This is a genomic window from Leptospira ainazelensis (assembly GCF_016918785.1).
Classification (GTDB): Bacteria; Spirochaetota; Leptospiria; order Leptospirales; family Leptospiraceae; genus Leptospira; species Leptospira ainazelensis.
The window spans coordinates 57,346-70,516 of record NZ_JAFFPT010000062.1 but is presented as its reverse complement, the minus strand read 5'-3'; the positions used below and the strand labels follow the sequence as shown (position 1 = coordinate 70,516).

The window sequence follows — 13,171 nt, the reverse complement described above, 5'->3', positions numbered from 1 at the left end:
ATTTCCCTTTTCCATATTCTATAATTACAAAATTCTAAATTAATTGCTAAACCATTTTTTCTTTAACATGAGTCGAACGATGGAGAAGAACTCCTGCGCCATTTTCTTTTTTACCGATTCGATCGGACGATAATAGGAAATCGGAATTTCGATACAACGCATATACGATCTCACTGTTTCCATCATGAGTTCCGGGATAATTCTTTGATCCTTCATTTCCAGACGTTCTTCGATTTTAGAATAAGAATCCTTCCAGATCGCAAAATAAGAACACATCGCGTCCGTAAAACGGGGTTCCATTCCCCACCAAAACACTTCGATGAGTTTTCCAAGAATCAGATTTACGACCCGAACTCCGGGTAAAAGATTGGAGCCTTGTTCGATCATCTGACGAGTCGTTCGTGTGCCGATGACCATATCGGAATCTTTTAGATATTCCAAAAGTTTCGGATAATCCTTGGAGCGGTAAGAGCCGTCCGGAGTTACGACGATCGTGATATCTCCGGATGCGGAATGAATTCCTTTCTGAATCTGTTTTCCAAAAACGTCCGAAGCGCCTTCCGCGTCGCAGTGAAGAATTTTAGCTTTTTCTTTTTTAGAGATTTCTAATGTTTTATCCGTAGATCCAGCGTCTACGACGAGAATCTCATCCACCTTTTCTCTAAAATCCACGATGACGTCCGCGATGGAACGTTCGTTGTTTTTGGTAGGGATGATCAACGTCGTTTTAAAACGTGCGAATTCTTCGTTTCGGATTTCATAGACCGCGTGATGATAGTCCTGCATGGAATTGATGTTGAAATATTCCACGTCCAACTCGGTCGCATAAACCTTTCCGCTGTCCTTCGCCATAAAGTCGATGACGTCGGTGATTTCAATGACTCCACTTTTGGGAGAAGGTGGAGTTTTTTTAAAGTATTCAAAGAATGCGGGAGTAAAAAGATAACTTCCCAAACCGAGGAGATCGTTCGGTGGATCGGAAGGTTTTTCGACGAGTTCGAGAATCCGATCACCTTTGAGCTCCACTGAATAATTCTTACGGATGCGGGAAAGAAGAGAAGTCTGCTGAACCCCGATGGATGCGATGAGCTTAGGATGTTTTTGAAGCGTATTTAAGAATTTCTTGTGATCGGGATGAAAGTAAAATTCGTCTCCCAAGATCGTGATAAAAGGAGAACGGATCTGAGATTCTAAACTTGCGATATCGCTCGCGAGTCCCTTCGTAGTCCAAGGTGAAGGAATGATTTCGACGTTGCGGTGATTTTTCTGAATCTTTTCGATTTCGGAAACTACCATTTCTTTGAGATGTCCGACGAGGACATAAATTTTTTTGACCTTGAAAGTGGTCTGCATGAGTTCCACGTTTCTTTCTAGGATCGTCTTTCCCTGAAATTCGAATAAGGGCTTGGGAATGTAGGATGTCCTAGGATAGGCCCTTGTCCCCTTACCCGCCGCGGCGATCACTCCAACTTCAATCTTTTCCACTGGAGATAGGCTATTTTTACGGGCTTGCGGTGTCAAAAAGGATTTGGAGGAAGGATTCGGGAGAGAAGATCAAGAAACTAACAAACGTATTTTAAAAATGAATCCGTTCTTTCTTTTAAAAGAGTGTAAGAACAACGACGGTTTTTTCTGTGAAAGCCGCGATCCCACCCTGCGGCGCGATCCTTAGAGAGCGGCGCATTGAGTTCAATGCGGACCTATCGAGAGCGCTTTTCGCTGAGTTTTTTGGGTGGAGGAGGCGGGTTTGCGGGAAATTTTAGAAAATTTTCCTTAGCATAGAAAATTCTACACTGGCAAGGAAAATTATAGAACTATTTTGTAGGAACTCCTATAAAGCCTGATTACGGACAAGGGAAGCGCGGATTCGAAGAAGATTGTTTTTGATTTTTCTTTTTTGATCTTCCGTCAAAAAGATTTCCTTTCTCTCCGCCCTCTGAATGACAAGATCTGCCTTTGTAACAAACTCAATCGCGGCATCATCGACAGATTCGCGATTTTTCTGTTTTTCTCGGAATACGTTGAGAGCTCTCTGAACTTCCATCAGTTCTTGAGTGACCGTTCTGATTTCTAAATCGGGAGTTGCCATTTTGAATTCCTTACTTTTTAATTCGGTCAGAGAATTCGTTTTCTGTACAGAAGATTTTTTTTGAATCTAAGCTGAAATCTCCAAAACGGAGGAGATCCTACTTTCCTTCTTCCGACAAATCATTGCTTCCAAAAAAAGCTTGAAAACAAACTTCAAATTCGTTTGAAAAACGATGCAGAGGAAAACTCTCCTTTTTCAAATCGAAAAAGGAGTTCCTACTTTGAAACAAGGTCTGCTTTATTCTCAAAAAACCGTTCTCCAAAACTACATTACAAACCTTGAAGAACGGATTCTTAGCTTTTCAATCGTAAAGAACGTCGATGTATTTTTTCTTAGCTTCCAAATGTTCTTTCAAAGTTTTGGCGAAGTAATGATAACCGTCTCCTTTCAAAAGAAAGAAAAGATATTCGGATTCTTTTGGATAAAACGCCGCTTCAAGGGCGGGAAATCCCGGGTTCGAGATCGGGCCCGGCGGAAAACCTTTGTTCAAATAAGTATTATAAGGAGAAACGATCTTTAGATCCTTTTCAAAGATCCTGCTGTGAGGTTTGTCAAAAAGATATTGAATCGTAGCGCAGGATTCGAGAGGCATATCTCGTTTCAGACGATTGTTAAAAACCCCCGCCATCAAAGGTCTCTCCTCGTTTCTCTTCGCTTCTCTTTCGACTACCGAAGCTAATATTACGAATTTATGAAGTTCCGCAGGGGAAAGATTTTTTGCTTTTTCAATCTTCTGGATACGAACGAAGAATCTTTTGATCATCATTCTTACGATCTTATCGACCGGAAAGTTGATAGGAATGCTGTATGTTTCCGGAAATAAATATCCTTCCGCAGAGGTAGCCGGGATTTTAAATTCTCTTAAAAGTTCCGGCTCGCTCGCCGCGAGTAAAAAATCCTGCCGTTTTGAGATCAGTTTTTTGGAAGTAAGAAGATCGCCGATCTGACGATTGTTATATCCTTCCGGAATCGTAAAGTTTACGAGTTTTACTTTTCCTTCGGTAATCACCTGGAGAATCTTTCGAGAATCCATTCCATCGTTGATCTCGTAAAGACCCTGCTTGATCTTTCCAGCGCTTCTCGTAAAACGAACGAGATAGAGAAAGTATTTCGAGGACTTGATCATCCCGTGAGTGGAAAGTGTTTCCACGATCTTCCCGGGAGTATCTCCGGATTCGATCAAAAGATCCAACTTGGTTTGGCCGGAACCGACGGCTCCTCCCTTGAGTTCATCCACGACAAAAAAAGTCGTAACCGCGACCAAAAGAAGAGCTCCTACAAAAAGTCCCGAGAGAATCAGAAGTTTTTTAAAATTCATAAGTTCTTATATTTCCTTCGACCGGTTTTTAAGAGAGTTCAACGTCAGAATGCAATTTTAGCCCTTTTCTGGAAGAAAATTTCTCGGAACAGGAAGAGGATTCCATTTTCCTCCCGGCATTCTTTCCCGAAAAAAACAGCTATAGTATCCTTCGTGACAGGCGGCAACCTTCTGCTCGACTTGATAGACCAAAAAAGAACGATCCGAGGGGAAAAGAATCTGGAGAATTTTCTGAGTATGTCCAGAGGTATCCCCTTTTTTCCAGAGTTGATTTCGAGAGCGGCTAAAATAGTGCGCGAATCCGGTTTCCAAAGTCAATCTTTGGCTTTCTTCGTTCCCAAAAGCCTGCATGAGAATTTCTCCGTTCGGATCCGTCGCAACCACGGGAATCATCTCTCCATCCGGAAGATGTAGGATCTCCCTCGTTTTTTCAAATTCCAGAGGATCAAAACTGGAATGAAGAAAAAGGACCGTATCCTCGTCACAGTCCACTTCCTCCCGAGTTCCTGAAGGAAGGGTCTTTCTATAATGATCCAATTCTTCTTCTTTAAAACGAGTTAAAGAAGAAATCGCTCTTTTAGGGGCTTGCACTCGAAGGACTGTAATTTTGCGGGAACTCATATATTATTTGGGAGAATCTATTCTGAACCAGAATTTTGAGAATTCCGTTTCAGTCCAGTCTTACGGAAGTTTTTAGATTCTTCTTCCAAAAAGAACCGGAAGCCTATTCTTGCTTTTTGGAAAGTAGGAACTCCCTCTTTTCTTGGACTTCGAGAGAATCAACTTCTACATCTTTGATTGCAATTTATAGAAAGAAAAAATACTACGGAGAATCCATGTTAGAAGCCTCTCTCATTCTTCTTGCCTTATCTTCGATGAGTTCTCTCGGTTTAGAACTCACCTTGGAGCAACTGAATTCCACAAAAAAGATGTTCAAGACGGGGCTTGTGGTTTGTTTTCTCAATCTTTTTCTTCTTCCGCTTCTGGCGTTTTTTCTCTGCGATCTCTTCTCGCTTCCAGCGTCGATCAGCTTGGGAATTTTTCTCGCTGCCTGCTCGGGAGGAGGAGCTTCCGCCGGACTTTTTATCTTAAAAGCGAAGGGTTCTCCCGGAACCGGAGCGGCGATGTTGAGTCTTTTGAATTTTACCAGCCTCTTTACGGCCCCTCTTCTTATCACATTTTATTCCGGAAATTCCTTATTCGAATTCGAAAAAGCGATCTCGGCTCTTCCCAAATTATTGGCGATCGGATTTCTCTTTTTCGGACTTCCTTTAGGAATCGGATTTTGGATTCGAATCACAAAAGAAAAAATTGCATTTCAAGTTTCTCCTTATCTCGTCCGAATCAGCAACCTCGCACTTGCGTTTTCGATTCTTTATCTCGCATTCAAATACTGGGAACAAATTTTAGAATTCGGTCCTTTCGTCTGGACTACGATTCTTCTCGTCTCGGCGTTTTCTTTTACGAGCGGAATATTTTTGTTTAGAGAAAGACCCGAAAATAGGAGGAGTATCGGAGTCGTGAGCGGAATCCGAAATTTATCTCTCGCACTTCTTCTGGCGAACGAACAGACGGGAGACCCGAGAGTTTTGATTACGATTTTACTTTACGGATTTATAATGTATTTAGTCGCGTTTCCGGCTTCTTTTTTTTGGAGACGCTGGAAGAATGTTCCGATCTGATTAGGAAGGAGCTATCATTCAAATGGTTTTTATTCTTGAATATAAAAGTTTTAGCGATAAGGAAGCAAATTCCTTACCGAGACCGACAATCCAGGATCGCGGAAATCTTAATTTTGATGAAGGGATTCCAGTTCCGGATCCTCCTGAATCGATTGATTTTAGAATGAATTTTAGAAATCGGGTGGAACTCGGCGACCTGGTTCTTACGGGTTTACCCGGTTTGGTAATTTCCGGAAAATTCAAAAATTCCCTGGATTCGGCGGGGATTAAAAACATTGAATATATTCCCGCGAGAATATTTGATTCCCACCTTAAAAAGAATTTCGAAGACTACTTTGTGGCAAACATAATCGGACTCGTAGACTGCATCGATTTCCAACGAAGCAAGCTTACGATGCGCGCCGCATTTCCCGATAAAATTCGAAACATCGAAGAACTCTATATCGACGAATCGAAATTAAACGATCTTCCGATCTTTAGGTTGAAAAGAAGAATAACGCTCGTATTGATATCGGAGTCTCTGAAGCAAATTTTAGAATCTTCGAAACTACAAGGCATAGAAATCATTCCTGCAAACGGGTATTCCACCTAAAAGTCGGAAATAACAAATTAAATAAACTGAATGTATCATCTTGCCTTAGAGAGAGAATCTTCCGATTCCCTCTCTTTTCATTTTTAAGCCGCTTCTTTTTCCCTTCTTCCCGGTAAACCGTCAAAACGAACCGTATGAACGACGACCTTCATTTTGCTTCGATTGCCCCCGTCCTGCGCCTTCCAACGATCCTGCCTGAGTTCTCCGATCACGGTCGCTTTTTTCCCCTTCTTGAGATATTCGTGGCAGTTCTCGGCCTGCTTCTCCCAGGCCTCCACGTCGATATAAGAAACTTCGCTCGGATGATCCGGAGTCGATCTGTAATCGTGGTTCACGGCCAGAGTAAACGTTGCGACGCTCTTTCCACTGTTGAGAGTTTTGAGTTCCGGATCGGCGGTGAGATTTCCGTCCAAGATGATATGCGATAGGTTTTTCATTGTTTTTCTCCTCTGATCGAGGGAGCAGTTTTTCTCCCTCGTTTCTTACGGTTCCAGACCCGATCGAAGCGGAGCGAATTTTGGATTTTTTTTAGAAAGAATTCTTTTTTTTTCGATATTCTTCTCTTTCGATTTTTTTCTCCCAGAGAAATATTAGAATTTTGGAATGATTCTTACTCCAAAGTTTCACCTCGAAAACGCGTAAAACCGGATTTCGAATCGTTTGAATTCAGAGCTTCTCCCAAAATCTCAAAATGTAGGAACTCCAATCAGAATCGGACTACAAGAAGCCGATTCGAAAGCTCCTAAATCGCTTATGAGAAAAAATCTGTGGGAACTCCTGCGTTTTTAGAACAAACTTTCTGCGTCTTTTAGCCGTTCCCTTTGAGATTTTGCAACAAGGTCTAAAACGCGGCGGTAAAACTCTGATTTTTTTAAAACCGGAAAAACTTTCTCGGATTCTATTTTTTGGAAATTGCAACGGAAGAATTTTTGCGGTCTTCTTCTTTTAGGGTGTTCAATTCGATCAAAAGTCTTTCCAAATCGCCGGAACCTTTGGCGCGATAAACTCCGCGAAGAAAATTATTTCGATCGATCAGATAAACGTTTTCAGTATGAACAAAATCGTTCAGATCGTCTTTCCCTTGAATCACTTTTATATCCGCGCCGAACTGATTCCTCGCAAGATTAAAAATCGTCTTCTTAGAACCGGTCAGAAAAGTCCATCGGCTCTGGGAAATCTTATACTGAGAACGGAATTTTTTCAAAACTTCCACGGTATCGATTTCCGGATTCACCGAAATGGAAACGATCTGAACGTCCTTTTGATCCTCAATCTTGGGAAAAAAATTCAACATATTCCGAGTGATCATCGGACAAATTCCTCTACACTTCGCGTAAAAGAAGACGACTAACGTGTATTTTTGTCCGAGATTTTTGAGATTAAATTCACGATTCTCGTGCGAGACTAAAGAAAACTCCGGAACTTTTTTGAGATCGGAAGGTAGAACCCCGTTCTTTTCCGGCCAAAAAGGATCCATCGCTTCGCCTTTAAAATAGGGGAGAATTCCGTCTTTTGGAGAAGAAGAATAAGTCAGTTCCGGGTAGAATGTTTCCTTCTTTTCATCACAACCTAGCAAAAAGAAAAAAATCAGGATGGTATATAATATTTTCATCATATTATTTTTTTTAATCCGCTTTTTTGATCGGTTCGCAGATCTTACTTCCCGGTAATCCGAAAGAACTTCCGTCGATCGCCATCACCGTATTCATATAAATCTGACCGTTCCGATTCCATTTTTTAGAAACGAGGATTCTTCCATCTTTGTCGTATTTTTCGTAGAGAAAGGGTTTGTTGTTATCGTGCCATTCCCACCGATCGTTTACGTATTTTCCGTTTTTGAATTCGGAGTAAAAACGATTGTTCCCGTTCGGAAACCAAGCCCTGTGAATTCCGACCTTTTGTCCCTTTTCGAATCTTCTTTTTTCCAACACCTGACCGTTTTGATTCCGGGAAATAAACTCTCCGTCTTCCATTCCATTTTTGTAATGTTCGATCTGTGTTTCCCCCAAGGCCGGAATTTCTCTTCGAATAATTCCTTCAAAAGGTTTGTTCTTATAAAAAACCCGATCCTGGATCCGCACAAGACCCGGATCGGAGAAATCAACCGTCGGACTTTCTTGACAGCCTGAAAAAACTACCGTCAAAAGAATCCAAAGGACAAGGAATGAGTTAGTTCGAAACACTTCCTACGGTTCCGTAAAAGAAAGATCCCATCAGAGTATCAATACCCGCGGTTGCGTCCGGCGCAAAATGGTAGTGATAGGTAGGTGTCGAAAAATGAATCGTAACCGCAGTGTGACCGTGTAAAGAATCCAAGGTCGGAGTAAAATCGTCTCCGGTCGCGGAGGTTCCGGCGTCGCATTTTTTTCCGTAGAGCGCGTATCCGTCCAAGATAACCCCGATCAGATTTGCGTCGTTGTTACTCAACTTCGAGACGCTTGCATGGTGATGATATACTCCCGTGTTTTGAGGATGTCCGCCGAAGTTATCAAACGTAAGCGCTTCTACGGCTAAAGTATCCGGAGGATTGGCGGCGTTGTTAAAAATCGCGAGTCCGTTTACGGTAATTCCTATCGAAGCATAACCGCTCTGAGTTCCGACAGTTCCCGTACCCTTGGCCGGAGTCGACGGAATCGTATAGGTTAATTTTTGACTGGAAACTGAATTGTTTCCCGCCGGTGTGTTGCCGCCCGGAAGAGCTTCGAACAAAGGAGAAGTGGAACCGTAGTAGTAACTCTTAGTGTTCGGGACGTTCTGAGATTTGAAGACATAACTGTTTCCGGAAACATAAGCCGTAGAACATTTAAAATTGTCCTTGATCCAGGATGGAAGAGCCGAGTCCATACAAGTGGTTACACCCGTCACACAACCGGAAGAGGAATCGATCGTTGCGGTAGTTTTGGAAACCGTAACACCCGTAGTAGCAAGCGCTCCGTTACAAAACCCGGAGGACGCGATAACTCCCAAAGTTGCGATCGTCAAATCGTCGTTCGATTCTTCCTTTTTACAAAGTAAAAAGGAAAGGCTGAGTATAAGAATAAGAATCGTTTTTTGAATCATATTTTCTCCTTTTTTATCCAGCGCCTTGGCGCTTTGTTTTATTGGCACTTGAGTATAACGCAGTGGACGAAAATCGTCGACCGAACCAATCGGCTAAGACCCTTTTTTTTGTCTTTTTTCAGCGATAAACAGGGAAGGAGTCGTCCCGAGGATTCTCTTGAACGCCTGGTTGAACGTGGATTTGGAATTAAACCCGGCGTCAAAAGCCAAATTGAGTACTCCCGCCCTTTCTTCCGGAATCGAATCCAAAAGCCGGATAAACTCCCGAACCCGATATTCGTTTACAAAATTGTAGAAATTTGTTTCCAAAACCTCGTTTAACGCCTGTGTGATGTGTGCCCTCGGGACTTTCAATTCTTCAGCCAATTGATCTAAGGAGAATTCACTGTCAAGATACGGCTTTTTTCGATCCATAAATTCTTTTATGGAGAGCGCATATTCGTTTAATTTTCCAAATTCCAAACCGGATCGTTCATACTTTCTTTTTTTAACGGTAGGAATCGAATCGTTTTGTCCGAGAAGCCAAGCCGAATGGATCATACTCTGGCGGACTCCGAATAACGAAAATAAAACCGTAAAGATCAAAACATCGTACCCTCGAATCGGAGGCAAATTTCTCTGAGCTGAAGAATCGGAAAGTTCATTCCAAAAAAAGAATACAGTTTGATAGATCAAAATCAAAAATACGAGGGCGATCATAAATTTCAGCCATCCGAATTGTAGAGATTCGATCTCCGGATGGATCGGTTCTTTTTCAGTTTCGTAAATTCTACGATAGCTAAAGATAGAATAAAAAAACAAAGAAACAAAAACCGACCTTTTCAAAACCCAACCCGCCGGACCGAAAAAAAGATCCGACAACCAACGAGATTCTTCTTGGATTCTAAATAGAAAGAATAAAAAGACAAAAACGAGATACGGCAGAAAATGAAACCAATCTTTTCTTCCGACTCCGATCCCGACTATATCTTTCAAATAGAGAAAGAACAAAGGCCCCAAAAGGAGTTGTGGAATATGAAAAAAATCGAAATAAGATTTTTCAAAATCTCTTCTCAATAAATGAGCGAAGTGAAGACAACTGAGGGCTAACAGGAAAAAGACGAACCATCGGTCAAAGGAAAATCGATGTCTTTTGAACCAAAGGACAAAGATCGCAAAAACGGCGATCGTCAATGAAATCGCAGGAATGGGAAACCCGGGCGGAGGATGCGGCGGACCAGGAGGCATAGAATCAAAAATTTCCTTTTTGTAAAGATTGAGGTGTGAATTACGGAAAGAATAAAATTTCGATGATGTAAATCAAGTCCTAAGAAAATTATTTTTCTTTTCCGAAGTCCTTAAAAAGAGCAGAGTGGCTTCCTGTAATGATCCATAAGAATCGGAAAAAAACCGAGATCGTATTCGAGGCCAAAAAAATCGGTAAGATCTACAAGATGGGAGAAATCGAAGTTCCCGCGCTTCACGACGTAGACCTGGAACTGGTCTCCGGTGAGTTTGTGGTTCTTTTAGGACCTTCCGGTTCCGGCAAATCCACCCTTCTAAATATTTTGGGCGGACTCGACACTCCTACCTCGGGAGAAGTAAGATTCCAAGATCACGATCTTTTCTCCAACGACGACGAAAGTCTCACCCTTTATAGAAGGGACCACGTAGGATTCGTATTCCAATTTTATAATTTAATTCCGAGTCTTACTGCGCTTGAAAACGTTTCCTTAGTGACCGAGTTGAGTTCTCATCCGATGACCTCCGAGGAAGCCCTCGAACTCGTGGGACTGCTCGAAAGAAAGGATCACTTCCCCGCGCAGATGTCGGGCGGAGAACAACAAAGAGTCGCGATTGCAAGAGCGATCGCCAAACGACCCGACGTTCTTCTCTGCGACGAACCGACCGGAGCCTTGGATTTTAAAACCGGAAGAGTTGTCTTGGACGCGATCTCGAAGGTCAATCTGGAATTGGGAACTACAACCGTGGTAATCACACATAACGCTACGATCGCTCAGATGGCGGATCGAATCGTAGAGATGAGAGACGGAACCATCGTTTCCAACAAAAAAAATTCCCGTAAAAAAACTACAGGGGAATTGAACTGGTGAAAACTCTCGATCGTAAAGTTTTTCGAGAAATGAAATCGCTCAAAGCTCAGGGGATCACGATCGCATTGGTCGTCGCCGCCGGAGTGGGAGTTTTTATTGCATCGAGAAGCGCATACGATTCACTTTTTTCGGCCCGCGAAAAATTCTATTCTTCCTCCTACTTTGCACAGGGATTTGTTTCCTTAAAAAGGGCCCCCGAATCCGTTCTTCAAAATCTTGTCGAAGTTCCCGGAATCGGAACGATTCGTTCGAGAATCGTCCAAGAAGCCGTATTAGATATTCCGAATGAAACCCTTCCCACGTCCGGAAGATTCGTCTCCCTATCGGAAGGAATCAACCTTCCTCATCTTCGTTTGGGACGGCTCCCCAGAGGGGACAACGAAGTTTTGTTAAGCGAAGCCTTTGCGATCGCAAACAAACTTTCCCCCGGAAATCGGATCGTGGGAATTTTACAAGGAGAGAAAAAAATTCTTACCGTAACCGGAATCGCGTTATCTCCGGAATACGTTTATATATTCCGGGGAACCAATCCGCTTCCGGATGACAAACATTTCGGAATTCTCTGGATGGATCGAAAGGGAATGGAGGACGCCTTTGGAATGGTCGGCGCGTTCAACGACGCGGTCTTTACGTTTTCACCCGGAGCCCAAAAAACATCGGTTCTCAAAAGAATGGATCAAATTTTGGAACCCTACGGAGGATACGGAGCTTATGATCGGGACAAACTTCCTTCCCATTCCTTTCTAAGAGACGAATTCAAACAGCTCCGAACGATGGCCTACTCTTTACCGATGATCTTTCTCGGAGTCGCCGCATTTTTACTTCATATCGTTTCGACAAGAATTATCTCGAAAGAAAGGGAACAAATTGCGACCCTCAAAGCATTAGGATATTCGAATCTAGAAATCGCACTCCATTATCTGAAAATCATTTCCGTAATCAGCGGTTTTGGATCCGTCTTGGGAGTTCTAATCGGAATCTGGCTCGGGGACGCGATGAAAAATCTGTATTCCGAATATTATCGATTTCCACACCTCGTTTTTATATTCAATCCTTCCCTGGGATTTCTGGGAGTTTTTATCGGAATTCTTTCGGGCGCGTTAGGAACCACCTACTCGATCCTAAGAGTTCTCAAACTGGATCCGGCTCAGGCGATGCGCCCGCCCGTTCCGATGAGCTTTCAAAAAAACTGGATCGAGTCTTATACGAAATCGCTTTCGACACAAACTCGAATGATACTTAGAAATCTAACGAGAAGACCAGCGAGAACATTGATCGCGATTCTGGGAATTTCGACTTCCGTAATGATTATGGTTTTAGGAATGTTTTCCAGGGACGCAGTAAACGCGATGATCGAAATTCAATTCGATCTTCTTCAAAGAGAATCGGTGACGGTTTCCTTTTTAGGACCGGTTTCCAAAACCGCAGTCGACAATCTCCGAAAAGACCCCGCCGTCCTTTCGGCGGAAGGTTACAGGATGATTCCGATCCGAATCCGAACCGGTCATCTTTCCAAAGAAATGGCCCTTCAAGGAATTCCAAACGACGCGGAACTGAGGAGGCTCGTGGGGAAAAAAAGGAATGTTCTCACTCCTCCGAGTTCGGGAATTTTTTTGAATTCCGGAGTTGCGGAAAAGTTAAAAATCAAAATCGGTTCTCAAATTCAGATGGAAATATTGGAAGGAAATCGTAAGAAGATCGCGGTGAGAGTCGATGGGCTCGTCGAAGAACTTCTCGGTCAAGGCGCCTATATGGATCTAAGCTCCGTAAATCAACTGTTAGGCGAAGGTGAAAGTGTAAATCTCATCGCGCTCAGAACCGACGCAAAAGAAGAAGCCGGGCTTTTATCGAGATTGAAGGACGTACCGAAAATTTCGGGAATATCCACACGAGCCGGAAGTCTCAAAGTGTTTACGGACACGATGTCTCGGAGCACGCTCGCAACCACCGTAATTCTTTTTATTTTCGCTTCGGTCATTTCGATTGGAGTCGTTTATAACACGGCGATGATTTCCTTATCCGAAAGGGTTTTCGAATTGGGCAGTTTAAGAATCCTCGGTTTTACAAGGGACGAAGTTTTTAGAATTTTAGCGGGAGAATTGGGGTTCGAGATCATCGCCTCTCTGCCGATCGGCTGCGTTCTTGGATACGCGTTCGCATATCTTTTGATGACGACCGTGGAGACGGAAGGATTCAAAATTCCTCTGATTATCTCGTATCGAACCTACGCCGTCGCAATTCTTATGACGTTAGGAACTTCAGTGCTGAGTTATTTTATTTTGTATTCAAAAATCAAAACCATGGATCTTTTATCGATCCTAAAGATAAGGGAATAGA

General features: G+C 42.8%; 13 protein-coding genes. 4 read left to right on the top strand and 9 right to left on the bottom strand.

Annotated elements, in window-relative coordinates; translation table 11 throughout:
• Positions 1–39 precede the first annotated feature (39 nt).
• The 4 genes from JWG44_RS14745 to JWG44_RS14730 all read right to left on the bottom strand — a co-directional run bounded on the left by JWG44_RS14745 (position 40) and on the right by JWG44_RS14730 (position 4,028).
• Entirely contained in the window at positions 40–1,464 is a 1,425-nt protein-coding gene (locus tag JWG44_RS14745) for a sugar phosphate nucleotidyltransferase (protein ID WP_205275819.1), read from the bottom strand.
• A 367-nt stretch (positions 1,465–1,831) separates the two neighbouring features.
• Positions 1,832–2,089, bottom strand: coding sequence for a hypothetical protein (locus JWG44_RS14740; RefSeq protein ID WP_205275766.1), 258 nt, complete (start codon positions 2,087–2,089; stop codon positions 1,832–1,834).
• 301 nt (positions 2,090–2,390) lie between these two features.
• Positions 2,391–3,407 carry an endolytic transglycosylase MltG gene (gene mltG, locus JWG44_RS14735; protein WP_205275765.1) on the bottom strand — a complete coding sequence of 339 codons (1,017 nt, stop codon included), beginning with the start codon at positions 3,405–3,407 and terminating at the stop codon, positions 2,391–2,393.
• A gap of 57 nt (positions 3,408–3,464) precedes the next feature.
• A complete protein-coding gene (locus tag JWG44_RS14730; RefSeq protein ID WP_205275764.1) occupies positions 3,465–4,028 on the bottom strand; it encodes a phosphoribosyl-AMP cyclohydrolase in 564 nt (187 codons plus the stop codon).
• A 35-nt stretch (positions 4,029–4,063) separates the two neighbouring features.
• Here JWG44_RS14730 and JWG44_RS14725 point away from each other — a divergent pair, with 35 nt between their 5' ends.
• Positions 4,064–5,089 (top strand): bile acid:sodium symporter family protein, encoded by a 1,026-nt coding sequence (locus JWG44_RS14725; RefSeq protein WP_232371660.1) that lies wholly within the window; start codon positions 4,064–4,066, stop codon positions 5,087–5,089.
• Between the two features lie 22 nt (positions 5,090–5,111).
• Positions 5,112–5,681: an imm11 family protein gene (locus JWG44_RS22330; RefSeq protein WP_232371659.1), complete on the top strand. Its 570-nt coding sequence runs from the start codon at positions 5,112–5,114 to the stop codon at positions 5,679–5,681.
• 83 nt (positions 5,682–5,764) lie between these two features.
• Here the strand turns inward: JWG44_RS22330 and JWG44_RS14715 are convergent, their stop codons facing one another.
• The 5 genes from JWG44_RS14715 to JWG44_RS14695 form a co-directional block, all read right to left on the bottom strand.
• Complete coding sequence (locus tag JWG44_RS14715) at positions 5,765–6,118, bottom strand: single-stranded DNA-binding protein (protein ID WP_205275763.1); 354 nt, start codon at positions 6,116–6,118, stop codon at positions 5,765–5,767.
• A gap of 461 nt (positions 6,119–6,579) precedes the next feature.
• Entirely contained in the window at positions 6,580–7,293 is a 714-nt protein-coding gene (locus JWG44_RS14710; protein WP_205275816.1) for an SCO family protein, read from the bottom strand.
• A 13-nt stretch (positions 7,294–7,306) separates the two neighbouring features.
• Entirely contained in the window at positions 7,307–7,864 is a 558-nt protein-coding gene (locus JWG44_RS14705; protein ID WP_205275762.1) for a toxin-antitoxin system YwqK family antitoxin, read from the bottom strand.
• Positions 7,851–8,741 carry a YHYH protein gene (locus JWG44_RS14700; protein WP_205275761.1) on the bottom strand — a complete coding sequence of 297 codons (891 nt, stop codon included), beginning with the start codon at positions 8,739–8,741 and terminating at the stop codon, positions 7,851–7,853. Before JWG44_RS14700 ends, JWG44_RS14705 begins: the two co-directional genes overlap by 14 nt.
• Before the next feature lie 93 nt (positions 8,742–8,834).
• Positions 8,835–9,968, bottom strand: a complete 1,134-nt coding sequence (locus JWG44_RS14695; protein ID WP_205275760.1) for a helix-turn-helix domain-containing protein — start codon at positions 9,966–9,968, stop codon at positions 8,835–8,837.
• A gap of 137 nt (positions 9,969–10,105) precedes the next feature.
• Between JWG44_RS14695 and JWG44_RS14690 the strand changes: the two genes are divergently transcribed.
• Both JWG44_RS14690 and JWG44_RS14685 read left to right on the top strand, forming a co-directional pair.
• The gene (locus JWG44_RS14690; RefSeq protein ID WP_205275759.1) at positions 10,106–10,834 is read left to right on the top strand and encodes an ABC transporter ATP-binding protein; all 729 of its coding nucleotides are present in this window, start codon (positions 10,106–10,108) and stop codon (positions 10,832–10,834) included.
• Positions 10,835–10,863: 29 nt separating this feature from the next.
• The gene (locus JWG44_RS14685) at positions 10,864–13,170 is read left to right on the top strand and encodes an ABC transporter permease (protein WP_232371658.1); all 2,307 of its coding nucleotides are present in this window, start codon (positions 10,864–10,866) and stop codon (positions 13,168–13,170) included.
• The last annotated feature ends 1 nt before the right edge of the window (position 13,171 follow it).

Excerpts from the sequence above, each read along its gene's own strand:
- mltG (WP_205275765.1), bottom strand. The coding sequence starts at position 3,407 with ATGAATTTTAAAAAACTTCTGATTCTCTCGGGACTTTTTGTAGGAGCT.
- JWG44_RS14695 (WP_205275760.1), bottom strand. The coding sequence starts at position 9,968 with ATGCCTCCTGGTCCGCCGCATCCTCCGCCCGGGTTTCCCATTCCTGCG.
- JWG44_RS14685 (WP_232371658.1), top strand. The coding sequence starts at position 10,864 with ATGAAATCGCTCAAAGCTCAGGGGATCACGATCGCATTGGTCGTCGCC.
- JWG44_RS14710 (WP_205275816.1), bottom strand. The coding sequence starts at position 7,293 with ATGAAAATATTATATACCATCCTGATTTTTTTCTTTTTGCTAGGTTGT.
- JWG44_RS14715 (WP_205275763.1), bottom strand. The coding sequence starts at position 6,118 with ATGAAAAACCTATCGCATATCATCTTGGACGGAAATCTCACCGCCGAT.
- JWG44_RS14740 (WP_205275766.1), bottom strand. The coding sequence starts at position 2,089 with ATGGCAACTCCCGATTTAGAAATCAGAACGGTCACTCAAGAACTGATG.
- JWG44_RS14690 (WP_205275759.1), top strand. The coding sequence starts at position 10,106 with ATGATCCATAAGAATCGGAAAAAAACCGAGATCGTATTCGAGGCCAAA.
- JWG44_RS14700 (WP_205275761.1), bottom strand. The coding sequence starts at position 8,741 with ATGATTCAAAAAACGATTCTTATTCTTATACTCAGCCTTTCCTTTTTA.
- JWG44_RS22330 (WP_232371659.1), top strand. The coding sequence starts at position 5,112 with ATGGTTTTTATTCTTGAATATAAAAGTTTTAGCGATAAGGAAGCAAAT.
- JWG44_RS14730 (WP_205275764.1), bottom strand. The coding sequence starts at position 4,028 with ATGAGTTCCCGCAAAATTACAGTCCTTCGAGTGCAAGCCCCTAAAAGA.